At 64.3% G+C, this 16,028-nt stretch carries 15 protein-coding genes and 1 pseudogene; 10 read left to right on the forward strand and 6 right to left on the reverse strand.

Features of this window, described 5'->3' with window-relative positions; translation table 11 throughout:
• The first annotated feature begins 174 nt into the window (after positions 1 to 174).
• The 4 genes from GO308_RS18315 to GO308_RS18330 all read left to right on the forward strand — a co-directional run bounded on the left by GO308_RS18315 (position 175) and on the right by GO308_RS18330 (position 2,259).
• Positions 175 to 546, forward strand: a complete 372-nt coding sequence (locus tag GO308_RS18315; protein ID WP_240886416.1) for a hypothetical protein — start codon at positions 175 to 177, stop codon at positions 544 to 546.
• A 6-nt stretch (positions 547 to 552) separates the two neighbouring features.
• Positions 553 to 747 carry a CPBP family glutamic-type intramembrane protease gene (locus tag GO308_RS18320; protein ID WP_240886417.1) on the forward strand — a complete coding sequence of 65 codons (195 nt, stop codon included), beginning with the start codon at positions 553 to 555 and terminating at the stop codon, positions 745 to 747.
• Between the two features lie 55 nt (positions 748 to 802).
• Positions 803 to 1,594, forward strand: coding sequence for an AraC family transcriptional regulator (locus GO308_RS18325; RefSeq protein ID WP_240886418.1), 792 nt, complete (start codon positions 803 to 805; stop codon positions 1,592 to 1,594).
• 77 nt (positions 1,595 to 1,671) lie between these two features.
• The gene (locus tag GO308_RS18330; RefSeq protein ID WP_240886419.1) at positions 1,672 to 2,259 is read left to right on the forward strand and encodes a GNAT family N-acetyltransferase; all 588 of its coding nucleotides are present in this window, start codon (positions 1,672 to 1,674) and stop codon (positions 2,257 to 2,259) included.
• Positions 2,260 to 2,584: 325 nt separating this feature from the next.
• Here GO308_RS18330 and GO308_RS18335 read toward each other — a convergent pair whose 3' ends face one another.
• Positions 2,585 to 3,349: an NAD(P)-dependent oxidoreductase gene (locus GO308_RS18335; RefSeq protein WP_240886420.1), complete on the reverse strand. Its 765-nt coding sequence runs from the start codon at positions 3,347 to 3,349 to the stop codon at positions 2,585 to 2,587.
• Between the two features lie 83 nt (positions 3,350 to 3,432).
• Between GO308_RS18335 and GO308_RS18340 the strand changes: the two genes are divergently transcribed.
• From GO308_RS18340 to GO308_RS18350, 3 genes are all read left to right on the forward strand, one after another.
• Positions 3,433 to 4,125 (forward strand): FadR/GntR family transcriptional regulator, encoded by a 693-nt coding sequence (locus GO308_RS18340; protein WP_240886421.1) that lies wholly within the window; start codon positions 3,433 to 3,435, stop codon positions 4,123 to 4,125.
• 61 nt (positions 4,126 to 4,186) lie between these two features.
• On the forward strand, positions 4,187 to 5,407 hold the full coding sequence (locus GO308_RS18345; protein ID WP_240886422.1) for a mandelate racemase/muconate lactonizing enzyme family protein: 1,221 nt from the start codon (positions 4,187 to 4,189) through the stop codon (positions 5,405 to 5,407).
• On the forward strand, positions 5,397 to 6,131 hold the full coding sequence (locus tag GO308_RS18350; RefSeq protein WP_240886423.1) for a ribonuclease activity regulator RraA: 735 nt from the start codon (positions 5,397 to 5,399) through the stop codon (positions 6,129 to 6,131). Before GO308_RS18345 ends, GO308_RS18350 begins: the two co-directional genes overlap by 11 nt.
• A 9-nt stretch (positions 6,132 to 6,140) precedes the next feature.
• Here the strand turns inward: GO308_RS18350 and GO308_RS18355 are convergent, their stop codons facing one another.
• Positions 6,141 to 7,025, reverse strand: coding sequence for an SMP-30/gluconolactonase/LRE family protein (locus GO308_RS18355; RefSeq protein ID WP_240886424.1), 885 nt, complete (start codon positions 7,023 to 7,025; stop codon positions 6,141 to 6,143).
• The gene (locus tag GO308_RS18360; RefSeq protein WP_240886425.1) at positions 7,022 to 7,234 is read right to left on the reverse strand and encodes a hypothetical protein; all 213 of its coding nucleotides are present in this window, start codon (positions 7,232 to 7,234) and stop codon (positions 7,022 to 7,024) included. Before GO308_RS18360 ends, GO308_RS18355 begins: the two co-directional genes overlap by 4 nt.
• A 133-nt stretch (positions 7,235 to 7,367) precedes the next feature.
• On the opposite strand from GO308_RS18360, the gene GO308_RS18365 reads away from it, so the two are divergent.
• The gene (locus tag GO308_RS18365; protein WP_240886426.1) at positions 7,368 to 8,852 is read left to right on the forward strand and encodes a hypothetical protein; all 1,485 of its coding nucleotides are present in this window, start codon (positions 7,368 to 7,370) and stop codon (positions 8,850 to 8,852) included.
• 11 nt (positions 8,853 to 8,863) lie between these two features.
• Entirely contained in the window at positions 8,864 to 10,123 is a 1,260-nt protein-coding gene (locus GO308_RS18370; protein ID WP_240886427.1) for an MFS transporter, read from the forward strand.
• 41 nt (positions 10,124 to 10,164) lie between these two features.
• Here the strand turns inward: GO308_RS18370 and GO308_RS18375 are convergent, their stop codons facing one another.
• The 3 genes from GO308_RS18375 to GO308_RS18385 form a co-directional block, all read right to left on the reverse strand.
• On the reverse strand, positions 10,165 to 10,998 hold the full coding sequence (locus GO308_RS18375) for a sialate O-acetylesterase (protein ID WP_240886428.1): 834 nt from the start codon (positions 10,996 to 10,998) through the stop codon (positions 10,165 to 10,167).
• 84 nt (positions 10,999 to 11,082) lie between these two features.
• Positions 11,083 to 12,516, reverse strand: coding sequence for a hypothetical protein (locus GO308_RS18380; RefSeq protein ID WP_240886429.1), 1,434 nt, complete (start codon positions 12,514 to 12,516; stop codon positions 11,083 to 11,085).
• Positions 12,517 to 12,771: 255 nt separating this feature from the next.
• Positions 12,772 to 15,603, reverse strand: coding sequence for a TonB-dependent receptor (locus GO308_RS18385; RefSeq protein WP_240886430.1), 2,832 nt, complete (start codon positions 15,601 to 15,603; stop codon positions 12,772 to 12,774).
• A gap of 220 nt (positions 15,604 to 15,823) precedes the next feature.
• Between GO308_RS18385 and GO308_RS18390 the strand changes: the two are divergent.
• A pseudogene (locus tag GO308_RS18390) lies at positions 15,824 to 16,028 on the forward strand (aldehyde dehydrogenase (NADP(+))); the annotation flags it as partial.

The raw sequence follows: 16,028 nt of genomic DNA on the forward strand, positions 1-16,028 counted from the left end.
CGAGAATCGCCAGACACCGTCTGGCGAAATCCGGCTAAGGGCAACAGCAGCGGCAACAAATGTTGCTCTTACTGTTGCCCTCGGATCGACCCGGCTTTGCTGGGAAAACGACCATGCTGAACTACCTCCAGATCAACGCTGCTAAGCCGAGGGAAAAGGCTTGGCGACGCCCTTTTGACGCTTGGCTACGGATCGTTTCCCGATGTGGTGGGAGGCGCATGGAACGGGCAGGGCAAGCTCATGGCTCTGGCCGCGACCATCGCCATCGCTGGGCATCTGCACTTCGGGCTGCGCCGGATCGGCCTGACCCTCTCGCCCGCCGCGGGCAGTCTGAAGGCCGCGGCAATCGTTGCTGCGGCCTATTGCGGCTTCTTTGTCGTGATCGCCATGCTCTTCCCTGCCGACCCGCCCAGTACGGAAGATGTCGCATTCCAGACGACGATGCCCGGTCTGGACGAAGAACTATTCTATCGGGGACTCCTGCTGTTCGCGCTCGACCACGGGTTCCGGGGGCGCAAGCAGTTGCTGAGGGTCGGTTGGGGCTGAGGGGCGGTGCTGTCACGCCTGCTGTTCGGCATGACGCATGCGTTCGGCTATTCCGATGGGGCCTTCGCATTCGATCCCCTGACCATGGCGCTCACCGCCATTCCTTCCTTCATCGCGGTATGGCTGCGCCTGCGCACCGGCAGCCTGCTGCTCCCCGTTGTGCTGCGCAATTTCGGCAACACGCTTTACTTCATCATCTGAAGTGAAGCGTCAGCCACGGCTTGATCGGGCCTGGGTATCGTTGGAGAGTTTGGGCGTGACCACCAACTCATTTTCAGTCCGGGGAGGCGGCCGGCAGCGGGTGACCGCCGTCAAAGCGTGTTCTGCCCTGAGTTTTGCGCGCCATTCTCACGATGAATATGGCGTCGGCCTGATGCTGGCTGGCGCTCAACGGTCCTGGAGCGGCAGGGGGCATGTCGAGGCCTTTGCTGGCGACCTCATCACGGTGAACCCCGGTGAAGTGCATGACGGCATGGCGATCGGCGACAGCCGCAAATGGGCCATGCTCTATCTCGATACGGACAAGGTGAGCGCCATCGCGGCCGATATCCACGAAGGCAAGCGCAGCGAAACAGAGTTTACCCGTCCGGTGCTTCGGAACGTGGTGGCTGCCCATAGGTTTGTCGCCGCTTACGCAGCCCATGAGCGCGGCGATGAAGATGCCATGGATGAGCAGCTCATCCTGCTTCTGGCCGGAATGCTGGGCAATCCGAGAACATCCCGGGCAAGGGCGCCGCAGTCGATTGACCAGGTCAAGGAACGGATCGACGCTGATCCAGCCGCCGATCATCCGCTCGACGAGTTGGCGCAGATATCAGGGACCAGCAGGTTCAAAACGCTGCGTGGTTTTGCCGCTCTGACGGGCCTCACCCCGCACGCTTATATCATTCAGCGGCGGCTCGACCTCGCCAAGGCATTGATCCGCAGCGGTGTTGGCCTCGCCCAAGCTGGCAGCGAGGCGGGCTTTGCCGACCAGAGCCATTTTCACCGCACATTCGTTCGGCGCTTTGGCATGACCCCCGGTGCCTATGCTGCTGCCATGCGTTGAGCGTCTGCAATTTCCTTCAAGATCGCGCTGCACCTCCCAAATAAATCGACTCCATTGCAACTGCGGGGAGCAGATCATTGGAGCATCGTGCAGAAGCGATGGAAGCAGGTGCCATCAGGCCCTGTGCCGAGCATGAAAATCAGGCGATCATGGCCATCATCAACGAAGCGGCGATGACGTATAAAGGCGTGATCCCGGCCGATCGCTGGCATGATCCGTATATGCCCCTGGATGCGTTAGAGGCCGAGATCGCTGCCGGTGTGCGCTTCACGGGCTACGCCATCGATGGTCTGCTCGTCGGCGTGATGGGCATTCAGAGCGTTCGCAATGTCCGCCTGATCAGGCATGCCTATGTCCTGTCGAACCACCAGGGTCACGGCATCGGCTCGGCATTGATCAATCACCTGCGGGGCAACGGCAACTCTCCCATTCTGATCGGAACCTGGGCTGCTGCAGTCTGGGCCATAGGCTTCTATCGGAGGCATGGCTTCGCGCTCGTCCCCGAAACGGTGACAGCGCAACTCCTGAAGACATATTGGGATGTGCCGGAGCGGCAGATCGCGACATCCGTGGTGCTGGCAGCGCCTGCACTGACGGTTGACAGCGCTCAGCAGCTTATCGCTGCGGCTTGCAATGATCCGGAGCTTCCGAATGATTTGCGATAACGGAAAAGTGGCACGTCACGTCCCGGAAACCCTTCGCCACGACGGCCTGCGTGGTCCCTCACGGGCACTGTGAGATGTGTACGACAGCGCCGGCGGACGCTTGCCGTGCCGTCTTCAGACATGACCGGCTGGATGCAGCGCAGGAGGATGACCGGCCTGTCAGCACTGCCACGTTGGTCTTACAGCACCCGTGGGCAAGCTTACAAAGCATCGGGCGATGTCAAAGCGCACCGCAGACCACGTCCGCATCCACTCGCTTTTGTGCGCGATGTCGACCGTCACGACTTGGTGACGGGGCGGCCACCTCGTGCGGCGGCCGCGCGAGTTAACGCACGATGACGTTGCCGCCGAGATGTGGCCACTCGGACACCAAGTGGGTCGGTACGCCAGCGCCGGCGAGGGCGGTGGCGTAATTCTCCGCATCGTCCATGGGGTGATATCCCAACTTCCGCCAATTTTCGGAACGCACGCCTGCGCGACGGTTGTTGGACAACCCCCAAACGGGGAGAAACCCCGTCATGTCCGCCCGCAGCGCCGCGTCCGCCAGGCGGACCATATCGCCCGGGCTGATCCAGGTGCGCAGTTCGCGGGCGTTTTGCGGGGCGGGGCGAAAGCTGCCGATCCGCAGCGCCACGGCGCTCATCGCGTGCTGTTCGCTGATGTAGCGCAACATCATCTCTGCCGCCGCCTTGGACACGCCATAGGGGCTGTCGGGGCGATAAGGCACGTCATCCGAAAATTCCGTGTCGGCGGCAAGAAAGCCCGCAACATGGATCGAGCTCGCATAGACGAAACGGCGCACCCCGGCGACGGCCGCCGCCTCCGCCAAGCGGCGCGACGCAACGAGGTTGGCGTGTTCGACAACCGCCCAGTCGCGCGAGTTCGGATGCCCGGCTAAATGCACCACGGCATCGACGTCGCGCACGATCGCGGTCAGGTCGTCGCTCGCCAAGTCGCAAAGCGTCATCGGTGCTGGGTCACCGCCGAAATCCGCAGCGACGATGTCGGTCAGCTCGAGACGGTAACCGGTCAGCCCCGCGGCAAGCGTGCGCCCGATTCGCCCGGCCGCGCCGGTGATCAGAACCTGCATGGGATACTCCTGCTGATGGTTGAACTGGTGGGAATTGTCGGGCAACCACGTTCGCAGGGCTGGGATACGGAACGGAACCTTGCATGAGCGAAGCCGACGCCAGTTCGGTCAAATTGGGCGATCTGGTTTATGCCAAGATCGCCGGCCGCATCCAGTCGGGCGAGTATGCGATCGACTCGCGGCTGCCGACCGAGAATGAATTTGCGGAGATGCTCGGCGTCTCGCGGCCCGTCGTGCGCGAGGCACTGGCGCGCCTGCGCGACAGCGGCGTGGTCGTGTCGCGACGCGGATCTGGCACCTATGTGCAGCGGCGGGTGACGACGACCAACGCAAAGCCGCTCACCTCGATCGCGGACATGCGCCGCTGCCTCGAGTTCCGGGTCAGCTTTGAAGGCGAGTCCGCCTATCACGCAGCGGCCGGCCGCGCCGAGGACCGCGACGACCTGATCGTCGCCGTCGAGCGCCTGGAGCAGGATCGCGCTGGCCTGCGGATGGAAGTAAATGATGACTTCGCCTTCCACTTGGCCGTCGCGCGCGCCACCGGTAACCGCTTCTTCCACGACACGATGCAGGGGTTGCGCGAGAGCATCATCACGGCGATGGGCATTACGCCCAGTTTCATGCAGGTGCGCACGCCCGAGCGGCTGGCGCTGCTCCATGCCGAACATATCGCGGTGTTCGATGCGATCATGGCGAACGACCCCGAAGGCGCGCGAACCGCGATGCGCACGCACCTGAACAATGCGATCCGGCGTGTTTTCGATGGCGTGTTTTGAAATCGGCACTTGTCTAAGCTAATCGATATGTTAAAAGTTGTCATACCTTTTTGAGGATGACATGCGGATCACGTTGGTTACCCCTTATGTGATGCAGGCGGGCGCGCCGACGGAGACGAGCTGGTCGGCGCAGGGGATGAGCGCGGCGGGCAGCCGCAATTGGTGCTTCGTGCGGATCGACACCGATGAAGGCGTCCATGGCGTCGGTGAGGGCAGCGGATGGCCGCTGGTGGTCGGCGCCGCCATTGCCGACTTGGCACCGTTGTTGATCGGCGAGGACGCCCGCAACATCGACCAGTTGTGGCACCGGATGTTCGTTGCCCAGATGGGGCACGGCCAGACCGGGGTCGTCGGCGCGGGCGCGATCGGCGCAATCGACATGGCGCTGTGGGACCTCAATGCCAAGGCGCTCGGCGTGCCGGTCTGGCGAATGCTGGGCGGTCGGTTCCGCGATCGCATCCGCGCCTATGTTCATGCCAGCTCGCTCGAAACCGCGCGCGGCGCGATCAACGCCGGCTTCACGGCGCTCAAGACCGGCAATGTGACCGATGCGGCGGCCAAGATCGCGCTGTTCAGGCGCGAGCTGGGGGACGAGATCGACCTGGCGGTCGACCTGCACGGGCCTCCGTGGCTGACCGCTGCCGACGCGATCGCGACGATCCGCCAGCTTGAGCCGCACCAGCCGATGTTCGTCGAAGAGCCCGTCCCGCCTGAAGATCTGGACGGACTGAAGCGGGTGCGCGCGGCGACCGACCTGCCGATTGCCGCCGGCGAACGGCTGGCGTTGCTATGGGGCTATCGTGCCCTGATCGAGCAGGGGCTGGTGGACATCATTCAGCCCGATACGGGCCGCGTGGGCGGCATCAGCCAGCTGCGCAAGATCGCGGCACTTGCCGAAGCGCATTTTGTCCAGGTGGCACCGCATTCCGGCACGCTGGGGCCGGTCGCCGAATATGCCGCGATCCATTTCCTGGCGTCGATCCCCAACGCCCTGATCCACGAACGTTTCCTGACCGACTGGCCGGGCCGCGACCGCGTGGTGAGCCACCCGATCGACGTCGTCGACGGCCATGTGATCGTCCCCGACCGCCCGGGCCTGGGCGTGGATCTGATCCTGGAGGAAGTGGCGCGGCATCCCCCCGGGCACAATGTTCAGGCGGGTGGCGAACGCTATCTTGCCGCCTATGCAGCAGGGACCGCCGACGAGCGCGTCTATTTTCAGGCAAGGCGCGCGCGCGCCAGCCAATTCAAGTCGATCGAAGGGGAAGCGCGTGAGGGATGATCCGGTCCAGGTATCGGCGGAGGCGTTGGCGCGACTAAAGACCGCCGCCACGTCTTCGCTCGCGACGCTGTTGCTCAAACGGGGCTTGCGCAATCAATATGTCCAGGGCGCACGCCTGATCGGTCCAGGTCCGCGGCACATGGCCGGACCGGCATTCACGCTGCGCTACATTCCGGCGCGGGAGGATATCGACGTGGTTGAATCGTTCCGCGATCCCAAGCACGCCCAGCGTGTCGCGGTCGAAACGGTGCCGCCCGGCCATGTCCTGGTCATGGACTGTCGCCGCGACGCATCGGCCGCATCGGGCGGGTCGATCCTGTTCACGCGGCTCGAAGTGCGCGGCTGCGCGGGGGTCGTCACCGATGCCGGCGTTCGCGATGTCGATACCATCGCAACCTTGTCGATGCCCTGCTTCGCCGCGGGCCCCAGCGCACCGACCAATTTGTCGAAGCATCATGCGATCGACATGAATGTGCCCATCGGTTGCGGCGGTGCCCCCGTCTATCCCGGCGACATCATGGTCGGCGACAGTGACGGCGTGATCGTCGTGCCCGCGCACCTCGCCGACGAGATCGCCGCCGAAGTCGGCCCGATGGAAGCGTTCGAGGAGTTTGCGCTCGCCGAGATGCGGGCGGGCCGTTCGGTGATCGGTACATATCCGCCCAATGCCGACGCCGAAGCGCGCTATCTAGCCTATCAGGCGGGCGAATATCGGCCGGGGTGACGCGCTGGATTAGCCGCCTGGCGCCGCGCCATCCCGCATGACGCAGAATGGCGTGGCGATGCCGCCCGCCACGCCGTCGATCATCAGCACCGCGCCCGCCAGGCCCGCCGGGTCGGGCCGTGTCAGTCGCTCGGCCATGCTCGTCACATAGAGCCGGTCGAGTGCCGGGCCGCCAACGGCGACGCGCGTCGGGTTTTCAACCGGCATATCGATCTCAGCGACATGAACGCCTTCCGCGTCGAAGCAGTGGACGCAGCCGCCGCCCACCCCCGCGATCCAGTAATTGCCGCGCGCATCCACCGTCGCACCGTCCGGCCGGCCGCGTAGCGAATCGAAGCGCGCGAACACCTGGCGCGGGCCGATCGCGCCGCCGTCCCACGGCGCGCGCCACACCATCTGAACTTCGGGATGCGAGTCAGACAGATACAGCCAGCAGCCGTCTGGGGAAAAGGCGAGGCCATTGATCGTCCAGAAACCGGTGGCGAGCACCGACCATCGGCCCTGCGCCAGACGATAGAGCGTGCCGGTCGGCGACGCGCCCAGATGGCTTTTATGCATCGTGCCGATCACCAGGCTTTGGTCGGGCGCGACGCAGGCATCGTTGAAGCGATGCGTGTCCGGATGGTCGGCCGGCGCATCGACGCGCCGCCATGCCCCTTGGTCGGGATTGCCAGCAAGCAGATGTGATTCGAGCGCGACGAGCACGCCTTCATCCGCCGGGACGACGCAGGCCGCCATTTCCGGCATGGCGAAGCGGGCGGGCTGATGATCGGCATCGTGCCGCCACAGCTCGCGGGACCAGATGTCGACGCTGAACAGGCTTTGGTCGCGCACCGACCAACATGCGCTTTCGCCCACCCGCGCGCGCAGCGCACTGATGGCGGTCGGCGTCACTGGGAGATACCGTCATCAGCGGCGATCCCAGGCGCGAAGATCTTGCCGGGGTCGAGGATGCCGGCCGGGTCGAGCGCGCGCTTGATCGCCGACCTTACCCCAGCCTTCGCCGCGCCCGGCTTATTAGCTGGCTCGCGACGTTCGTCCGCGCGGGTCCCCGCCATCGCCGGGTTGCCCATCATCCGCTCACCGACACCCAGCGCAAGCATTGCAACGAGCGGATCACGGCATCATCGGCCTGTTCCATGGTTGCATCGCCCCCGTTTCAGTTAGCTGTTGCCAAGTCGTTTGCTATGCGACAAAGTTGTAATACTTTTATGGCTAATTGCAAGCGAGGCGCTCATGGGCAAGGCTTGGATCGCGACGATAATCTGCCTGATCGCCAGCGCCTCGGCAATGGCGCAGGAGGCGGCGCTGGAACAGCGGCTCGTGCTGATCGGCGAGGTCGCGCCGAAATCCGCGCGCGAAATCGCCCGGAATGACTGGTCGATCGGCACCGAGACGATCGACCGCGACTTCAGCCGCTACGAGGCATGGCGCGATTATCTCGGTCCGTTGGGGGCCAAGCATGCTCGGCTGCAGTCCGGCTGGGCGCGGACCGAGCGTCAGCCAGGGATGTATGACTTCACCTGGCTCGACCCCGTAGTTGCGGGGATTGCCGCGGACGGCGTGCGTCCCTGGTTCACGCTTGGTTTCGGCAACCCGGCGATTCCCGGCGGTGGCAGCGCACAGCGGGACAGCGATCTGCCGCGCGGTGCGGCACGGCGGGCCTGGCTTGCCTATGTCCGCGCCATCGTCACCCGCTACCGCGACCAGGTCGATTATTGGGAGCTGTGGAACGAACCCGAATTGATCGGCAAGTTCACCGCCGAAGAGTTCGGTGAATTCGCCGCCGAGACCGCCCAGACCGTCCGATCAGCGCAGCCCGATGCGACGATCAGCATCGCCGGTTTCTCCGGCCTGGGATCGGCGGAGGGCAATGCGTTCATCCGCCAGGCGACGCGAACCTTTGTCGCGCGCGGTGGTCGCGGACTGGCGCAAGTGGTCGGCATCCACATCTACAATCCCCGCCCGGAGGGTGCGAACGACGCCCTCGACGCCCTGATCGCGGATCTGCACACCATCGACCCCGGACTGGTGCTGCGCCAGGGGGAGAGCGGCGCGCCGTCGATCAACCAGCCGCTGTTCGCGCTGTCGAACCTGTGGTGGACCGAGGAAGCCCAGGCGAAATGGGTGCTGCGCCGGATGCTCAACGACGCCGCGCGCGGCATGTGGACGTCGGTTTTCACGCTGACCGACCTGCATTACTCGGTCGCTGCCGAGCGCGGTGCCGGCTTCAATGCGTCCCAGGCACGAAAGACGGCGGCGGTGGCGCTGAACAGCAAGGGGCTGCTGGAGACGCGCCGCTACGACCCAAGTGGGCGCAACGACGACAAGCAAGTGGTCCGCGCCAAGATGGGTTATCGCGCGATGCAGTCGGTCACATCGATTTTCGACGCGCGACTGAAGCCGGTCGCGGCGCCATGCCGCGCCTCGGACGCGAACGTTACCGTCGCCGCCTTTCGCCGCGACGACGGCGCGAGCGCGATCGTCGCCTGGCGCAGCAGCGACCGCCCAGGCGAAAAGCCGCACCATCAGTCGGTCGACATAAGCTGTACGGGCGTGCGCCTTGCCGATGCGCCGCTGTACGTCGATCTGCTGACCAGCGCCGTCTATCGCACCGACGGGGTCGCGGAATCGAAGGGTGATACGCTCCAGCTGACGGCGCTGCCGGTCTATGACGCGCCGGTGGTCGTGAGTGACGCAGTGCTGGTCGAGATGTGGTGATGGCGACGCAAGTGGCAGCGCCGGTTGGCGAAGGATCAACGGGCGAGGCGCGCGCTACCCCGCTTAAGTCGATCCCGCTGGCCGCCTGGTGGGTGCTGGCGCTGATGACGATCGACTACGCGCTGGGCATGATCGACCGCAACGCCGTGTCGGTGCTCAAGACAACGCTGAAGGCGGAGTTCGGGGTCGGCGATTCCGCTTACTCGCTGCTGGTGACCGCGTTCATGGTGCCTTACGCGATCTGCTACATCCTGTGCGGACGGATCGTCGATCGGTGGGGCAGTCGCGGGCCGCTCACGCTGTTTGTCCTGGTGTGGTCGGGCGCGACGATCGGCGCTGGCCTGTCGCGCACCTTCCCCGAACTCGTCGCATGGCGGGCGGTGCTGGGCGCGGCGGAGGCGGGGCTGCTGCCGGCGACCCTGTATGCACTCGTCAACTGGTTCCCGCGCGACCGGCTCGCCACCGTCTATGCGATCAAGAACCCGTTGCAGACGATGGGCGCGATCCTGTCGCCGCCGCTGATCGCCGGGCTGGCGCTCGCCTATGGCTGGCGCGCCGGGTTCATCGTTCCCGGCATCACCGGCATCGTGTTCGCAGTGCTGTGGTGGTTCGCCGATCGGAGCCCGCCACAGGACCGCGCGACGCTCAAGGCGGAAGCTGCGGTGCCGCGCCCCGGCTTCACGGCGCTGATCCGCAATCCCCTGCTATGGGGCGTGCTGCTGGCGCGACTGGTCAGCGATCCGGTGTGGTTCTTCTTCCAATATTGGCAGGCCGGCTATCTTCAGGAACAGATGGGCCTGTCGCTGGCCGATGTCGGCCGGATCCTGTGGATCCCGCCCTTCCTGTCGGTGCTGCTGACCTTTGTCACCGCCGCCATTTCCGATCGCCTGATCGCGCGCGGCTGGGCACCGGCCAAGAGCCGCATCCGCATCATGCAGGCGACCGTCATCCTGTCGCCGCTGATCGCGCTGATCCCGTTCATCGACAATGTGACGATCGTCATGGCGATCTTTGCGACCACCTATTTCATGGCGTTCACCTGGCTTGCCATGTCGAACATCCTGATGGCCGACCTGTTTCCCAAGTCCCAGGTCGGATCGGCGGTCGGGATCATCAGCTGCGTCGGCACCATCGGCGCGGCGGCGTTCAACGCCGGCGTCGGCACGGTGATCGAAGGGGTGGGCTATGTGCCCGTGTTCAGCGTGCTGGCGCTGGTGCACCCGGTCGCGCTGATCATCATGTGGCGCTTTTATTCCCGCCGCTTTGACTGATCCGGTCCGCCGTCAGGATCAGGCGGCCAGTACGTCACGTCTTACGATCCGGACTTGTTTCGACATTGCCGCTGTAGCCGTGCCATGGTCGCGGCTATCCGCAGGCCAAGCGTGCGCTGGGCGGGCGTCGACAGATGCAGGCCATCCGGGTTCAGCGGGATATTGTCGGCGCCGACCCGTTCGACGCATCGCGCCTCAAGGCGCAATTGCACCGACCTCAGCGCATTCCAGGCCGGATAGCGGGCGGCGAGGTCAGGCATTTTCGGTTGCCGGGCGATCCGCACCAGGATGACCGGCAGATTGGGCTGCCCAAGCGACGTTCGAGCTGCCGAAACGATCCTTGAGAAATCCGCCGACCAACGCGTTACATCCGCCGTCGACCGCGTGTCGCTTTCCCCTTGATACCACAGAATGCCGGCGATCCGTCCCCCGCTTTCACGGGCGCGAGCCATGCAGGATCCGAAGAGCGTGGATCGTGCCGGATCAGGTCGCCATTCACGTATCGACGTTCCCCCCTTGGCACAGGGGACCAGCCGGATCGGCACGCGTCGCGCGGCAAGAAGATGACGCGCGAAAAAAAGACCTGGCCCAACCGCCGCGTTCGGGTCTGCCGAAACGCGATCGATCTGGTCGGACGCATCGTCCAGCGGTTCCCTCGCAGGTCGAACATGTCCGTCGTTTGCGTAAACGGTGATCCGGCTGTCCGGCTCACGTTCGTGCATGGTCAGCTGATTCAGGTCGCCGCGCCCCGACATATTGGATTGCCCCATCAAGAGGTACACGTCGGGCAAACCAGCGCTCGATGTCGAAAGCGTTGCAGTTCCAAGCAGCAGTGGCGGGAGGAAGCTGTAAAAACCCATCAGTTCACCCCGCATGATCCAACGCGCGCTTACATCGTCCGGTTGCGCAGATCGGCGATATCGCGATCCGCGCAACCACGCACCGTCGTCTGCACTGGCTCAGTTGAACAGGGCAATGCCCTGATCGGCCAGCACCACCGGACTGTCATAAACGGGAAGCCCGGTGATCGTGACACCGCTGGCACCCTGCACGACGGTCGTACTGCTCGTCAGGGCATAGACGCGGCCAGTCAGCAGATCGACATAGCGGGGGCGCAACGTCGGATTGGAGGCGAAGCGCGGAAACTGGAATACGGTGCATGTGATGTTGATCGCGGCGGTCGCCTCGTTCTCTCCCGGTCGCGCGTTGTTGCGCCACACGACCAGCATGTTGCGCCGGATGTCGTTGGCATCCAGACGCGTATAGGCCTGGATCGTATAGCCCGACGGCAGGGTGCAACCCTGATTGAACAGCGAGGTCAGCCGGCTGTCGAAGATCGCGGCCAGCGATTGAACCGCACGATACGCCGCTTTCGGCCGCTGGACCGTCTGGTCGCCATAAGTGGGCGCCGCGCTGCTCCACGCCCCCGTCTGCAGGATGCCCTTCAGGTTCTTGGCGCTGGCATAGTGAAGCTCGGTCAGCGTGAAGAGATTGCTTTCGATCCCGCGTCGAAAGTCGCCGAGCAGGCGGCGGAGCGCCCATTTCGCCTGGGCATCCTCGGTCCAGGGCAGGTTGTTGAGTGCGAATTCAGGCTGGCTCGCGGATGGCGCACCATTCTCACCCTGGCGGATCGTGAACCCTCGTGCCTCGGCCGACGCCCGGAAACTGTCAAAGGTGCTGGAATAGCTGGCGTCCGGGTTCGCATTGTACGGGTGATAGACGACCTGGACATCGGCGTTGGGGACCGTGCTGCCCTTTTCGTTCGCGAAGTTGGTGAGCACCGTCTGACCGTACTGATAATTATTGCTGATGACGCCTTGCGTGAAGCCACCGAGCAGGATCTTGGCTTCCGGCTGGACCTCCTTGATCGCCCGGGCAGTCTGCGCAGCAAAGGTCGCGTAAACGGAAGCGCTGTTGGGGCCGAGATCGGGTTCGTTCCAGATCTGCCACTCCGTGACCTTGCGCTCGGGCGTGTTGAAATGTGCAACCGTTGCCCTGACGAAGTTCAGCCACGCGGCGCGACCCTCGCTGCCCGCCGAAGGCAGCGCGGCGCCCAGCCCGGTGCCGCCGCCGCCGCTGTACAGCGCGTTGCCATAGACGAGGTCGAACCACGGCTCCACCGATTGCGCCTTCATGTCGGTGACGATGGTATCGAGCTTGGCGAAGTCATAGGTGCCGCGCACCCGTTCGACGTCGGCCCAGCCGGTCTGCACTCGCGCCTTGGGAAAGCCGAGTGGCCCCAGATAAGTCCTCCAGTTCGCATAGGTGCTGAAGTTGCGATCGGTGGTCTCGCCGCCGATTGAGAACGGGCTGGTGATGCCCGCTGCTTTCAGCTGAGCCGCGCTGCGCGGGGTGACGGTGCCGAGCAATGAAAAGCTTGCGGGCGGCGCCACGACGCTGGCGGCCAGCGTCGTGGCGCCTGTACCGGCCGTCGGTTTGGCCGCGACCAGCAATTGTCCGGAAGACAAGGGTCCAGACGGGGCCCCGGAACCAAATGATCCATAAGCGGCGAGGGCGCCGGCGGCAGCCGTCCCTGCCAGCGCGACGAGTCCAAATTTCGACTTCGACATCCCATTCTCCCGGTTACTTATGGTTGTTGATTGGTCATTCCCTTCCGTAATGCGCCGATTTGCCGGGCCGCGGGCTCTTTAGAGCCGATAGCGGGCACCGAACGTATAGGTGCGGCCATATTCGAAGTAGTTGCGCACCCGGTTGGCGGCGCCCTCGAACTCGATCAGCTGGGAGTTGGTGACGTTGAAGGCTTCCGCGGTCAGCGACAGCCGGTCGGTCAGGTTCAGCGTCGCGGAAATGTCGAGCTGGTCACGCGCGCGCACGCTGCGGTCGGCGCCCGTCTGGGTGCCCGCGCTCGCCAGGAAATAGCCGCTTCGGTAGTTGTACGCCGCCCGGATGCCGAATTGCTTGATCTCGTAGTAGATCACCGCGTTCACCGTGTGCTTTGAAATCTCGCCCAGCCGGAAGCTGCTGTCGGTTTCGAAATCGACATTGGTATAGTTGACCTGTCCGCCAAAGCCGTTCCACGGCGCGGGCAGGAAATCCAGGTTCTGCTGAACGCTGACCTCGAACCCGGACAGGACGAAGCTGTCCTGATTGGCGGTCACGTTTATGTTGACCGTCGCACCCTGGAGCACCGCCGGAAAGCTGCCCTGCGCGGGAACCGCATTGACGGTGCGGCAGACGCCGCTCGCCTGCGTCAAGGGGCCGAAGCCGAAGCCGCCACCGTCGGCCGGACAAAGGCGCGTGGTGCCCGCGAAATCGGAAACCTTCTTGCGGAAACCAAGCAGCGAAACGCTGCTGCCCGGCCGGTTGTACCATTCGAGCGAGATGTCGAGATTTTCGGACGTGAAGGGCTGAAGATCGGCCGCGCCCAGCCCGATCGTGACGATCTGGCCCGTGCCGTCCACCGCGATCGAACGCAGCACGGCGAAGCTGTCAACCTGGGGCCGGCGCAGGGTTTCGGTGTAGGACGTGCGCAGCACCAGGTTGCTGCCGAATTCGAAGATCAGGTTCGCGGACGGCAACAGGTTGTCATAGGTGAGCGCAAAGACCTGCGGCTGGTTCTGGGCCGTCGTCGCGCGTTCGGACTTCTCATACCGCACGCCGACATTGCCGCGCACGCGGACATCGGCGGCGAGTTCCTGGTCGATGTCGAGCATGGCGTAGCCGCCATAGATCTTCTGGCTGTTGTCATAGATCAGCGACAGCGCGGTTGAGTCGATGAAGTTGACCAGTCCCTCCGGGCCGATGAAATAGGCCGCGCCGGCCGGCGATCCTGAAACCGGCGTGATTGCGGCGGTAATCGCGCGCACATCGAGCTGGCCATAGCCGGATAGATCGATGCCGTTTGCCCGCCCGTTCAGATAAGGCTGCCCGCCCTCGAACAGCGAATAGTTATAGAAACCATTGGTCAGTGCGGAAACATTTGCGCCGAACAGGCCGGCGAGCGACTGGCTTTGATCCTGGGTCTTCTCACGATAGGTGCCGCCGATCCGGATTGCGTCCAGCGGCCCGTTGTCGAACGCCTTCACGACGTCGAGGGAGAAGCTGAGCTCGTCCTCCGACTCCTCCTGATTGCGGAATCCGCCGAGGAATGACGCGCCCGGCGTATTGACCGCGCGGATTTCACGGAAGGTCGGCGCGATCGGCGCACCGAATGCCTGCTGGAGATTGACCAGCTGCCCGGCACCCGGGGTCAGACGGAACACGGCATCCCCCAGCCTGCCGGAGCCGCTGTCGATATCCACGCTGAAGCCGTTGCCGGCGCCGCCCAGGGAACGCTGGATCGCCTGATAACCCTGCGTTCTGAGGTCGCGTGTCGCCCGGGTATAGTGCGCGGTGCCGGTGATCGACCAGTCGTCATTGCTCCAGCCGAGCTTCCCCGTAATCGCGCCCGTCCGGAAGATTTCGGTCAGCAGCCGCGTGTCGACATTGATCTGTGGATTGGCGATCCGAACTGCCGCGATTGTGCTGCCAAAATCCCCGCTTGGCTCGGCACCGCGGAGCGCTGAGACGACCGAGGCGGGCTGAACGGAGACCAGGAACTCATTCTGGTCGGCGTCCGATCTGAAGTCATTGTAGAAGCCGAACAATTCGGCCTTGATGCCGTCTACCGGCCGCCATTCGGCACCGAACGAACCCGACAGCGAGTCGGTCTCGACATACTGGTTGGGCAGGCGAACTTCGCGCGGACGGAAGACGTCATCGCCATTGTCAGCCGTGGCCGCGCCCGCAATGCGGTCATAGGTATTGACCTGAAAGTTATCGATCCGGAACTTGCTCGACTTGTATCCGAACGCGCCCCGCACGGCGAACGTCCCCGGGACGATCTCATAGGCGGCGGTGATGGCACCGCCGGGGGCAAATTTTTCCGACAATTCCTCATAGGTCGCATCGGCATTGATCGCGATGCCATCGCGCGCGTCGAATGCACTGCCGGTCCGCAAGTTGATCAGGCCGCTCAGCCCGCCGGTGATCTGATCCGCGCCCTGCGCCTTGATCACGTCAATGCCGCTGAACACCTCCGAGCGGACGGTGCCGTAGGAGAAGTTGGAGACGTCCGGGCTGGCCAGATACTGACCGTTGATCAGCGTCTGGGAAAAATCGCCCGGAAGCCCGCGGATCGACACCGTGCCCTGGCGCCGGTTGGCGCTTCGATTGATCTGAACGCCGGGAACCCGCTGCAGCGACTCAGCAAGGTTCAAGTCGGGGAGTCGTCCAATCCCCTCCGACGAGATCGAATCGACGATCTGGGTCGACGCGCGCTTGGTCAGTAGCGCGTCCTCCAGACTGCGACGGGTGCCGAGCACAAGGATCGCGTCCTCACCGCCATCGGCATCCTCATTTTCCTGCGCTTCGGGAGCCGGCGCCTGCGCGGTTTGCGCGCCCGCGGGCGACGCCGCCACCGTCAGGGCGACGCTGCCCAGCAGGATGAGACGCCACCGCGTAAGCCTCGGACCGGACATAAACCCTCCACCATCTTTTTTGCTATCGACTTTAGGTCTTACAACTTTGGTGATATGTCAATATTAATGTTTATGGACCTGGGGCCGCTGATTTGCCGCCAACGCTCTGGTTGCGTCAAACGCAGCATGAGAAGGCCACGCAATGGCTACGGGCACGATCGAGCGTCGCCACGGCGGCCGGCGGCGTGATCGGTCTGACATTTTGATGGGGAGAGACAAGGTGCAGCAGCAAGCGATCCTGACCGGTGCGATGTTCATCGGCGGGGTTTCCCGGTGGAGCGAGACGCGTTTCGCGGCATGGGATCCCGCGTCGGGCGTGGCGATTGAGGATGTGTCGTTCAGCGTGGCGTCTTTGGCCGACGTCGCCGATGCGTGCGCGTGCGCCGACGCGGCGCTCCTGCCCTATCTCGCGCGATCGCTCGAAG

This window comes from Sphingomonas sp. SFZ2018-12, from assembly GCF_022496715.1.
Classification (GTDB): Bacteria; Pseudomonadota; Alphaproteobacteria; order Sphingomonadales; family Sphingomonadaceae; genus Sphingomonas.

What these genes read in the sequence shown, in the direction of transcription:
- GO308_RS18365 (WP_240886426.1), top strand. Translation starts at nt 7,368, where the DNA reads ATGGGCAAGGCTTGGATCGCGACGATAATCTGCCTGATCGCCAGCGCC.
- GO308_RS18385 (WP_240886430.1), bottom strand. Translation starts at nt 15,603, where the DNA reads ATGTCCGGTCCGAGGCTTACGCGGTGGCGTCTCATCCTGCTGGGCAGC.
- GO308_RS18340 (WP_240886421.1), top strand. Translation starts at nt 3,433, where the DNA reads ATGAGCGAAGCCGACGCCAGTTCGGTCAAATTGGGCGATCTGGTTTAT.
- GO308_RS18360 (WP_240886425.1), bottom strand. Translation starts at nt 7,234, where the DNA reads ATGCTTGCGCTGGGTGTCGGTGAGCGGATGATGGGCAACCCGGCGATG.
- GO308_RS18345 (WP_240886422.1), top strand. Translation starts at nt 4,187, where the DNA reads ATGCGGATCACGTTGGTTACCCCTTATGTGATGCAGGCGGGCGCGCCG.
- GO308_RS18375 (WP_240886428.1), bottom strand. Translation starts at nt 10,998, where the DNA reads ATGCGGGGTGAACTGATGGGTTTTTACAGCTTCCTCCCGCCACTGCTG.
- GO308_RS18335 (WP_240886420.1), bottom strand. Translation starts at nt 3,349, where the DNA reads ATGCAGGTTCTGATCACCGGCGCGGCCGGGCGAATCGGGCGCACGCTT.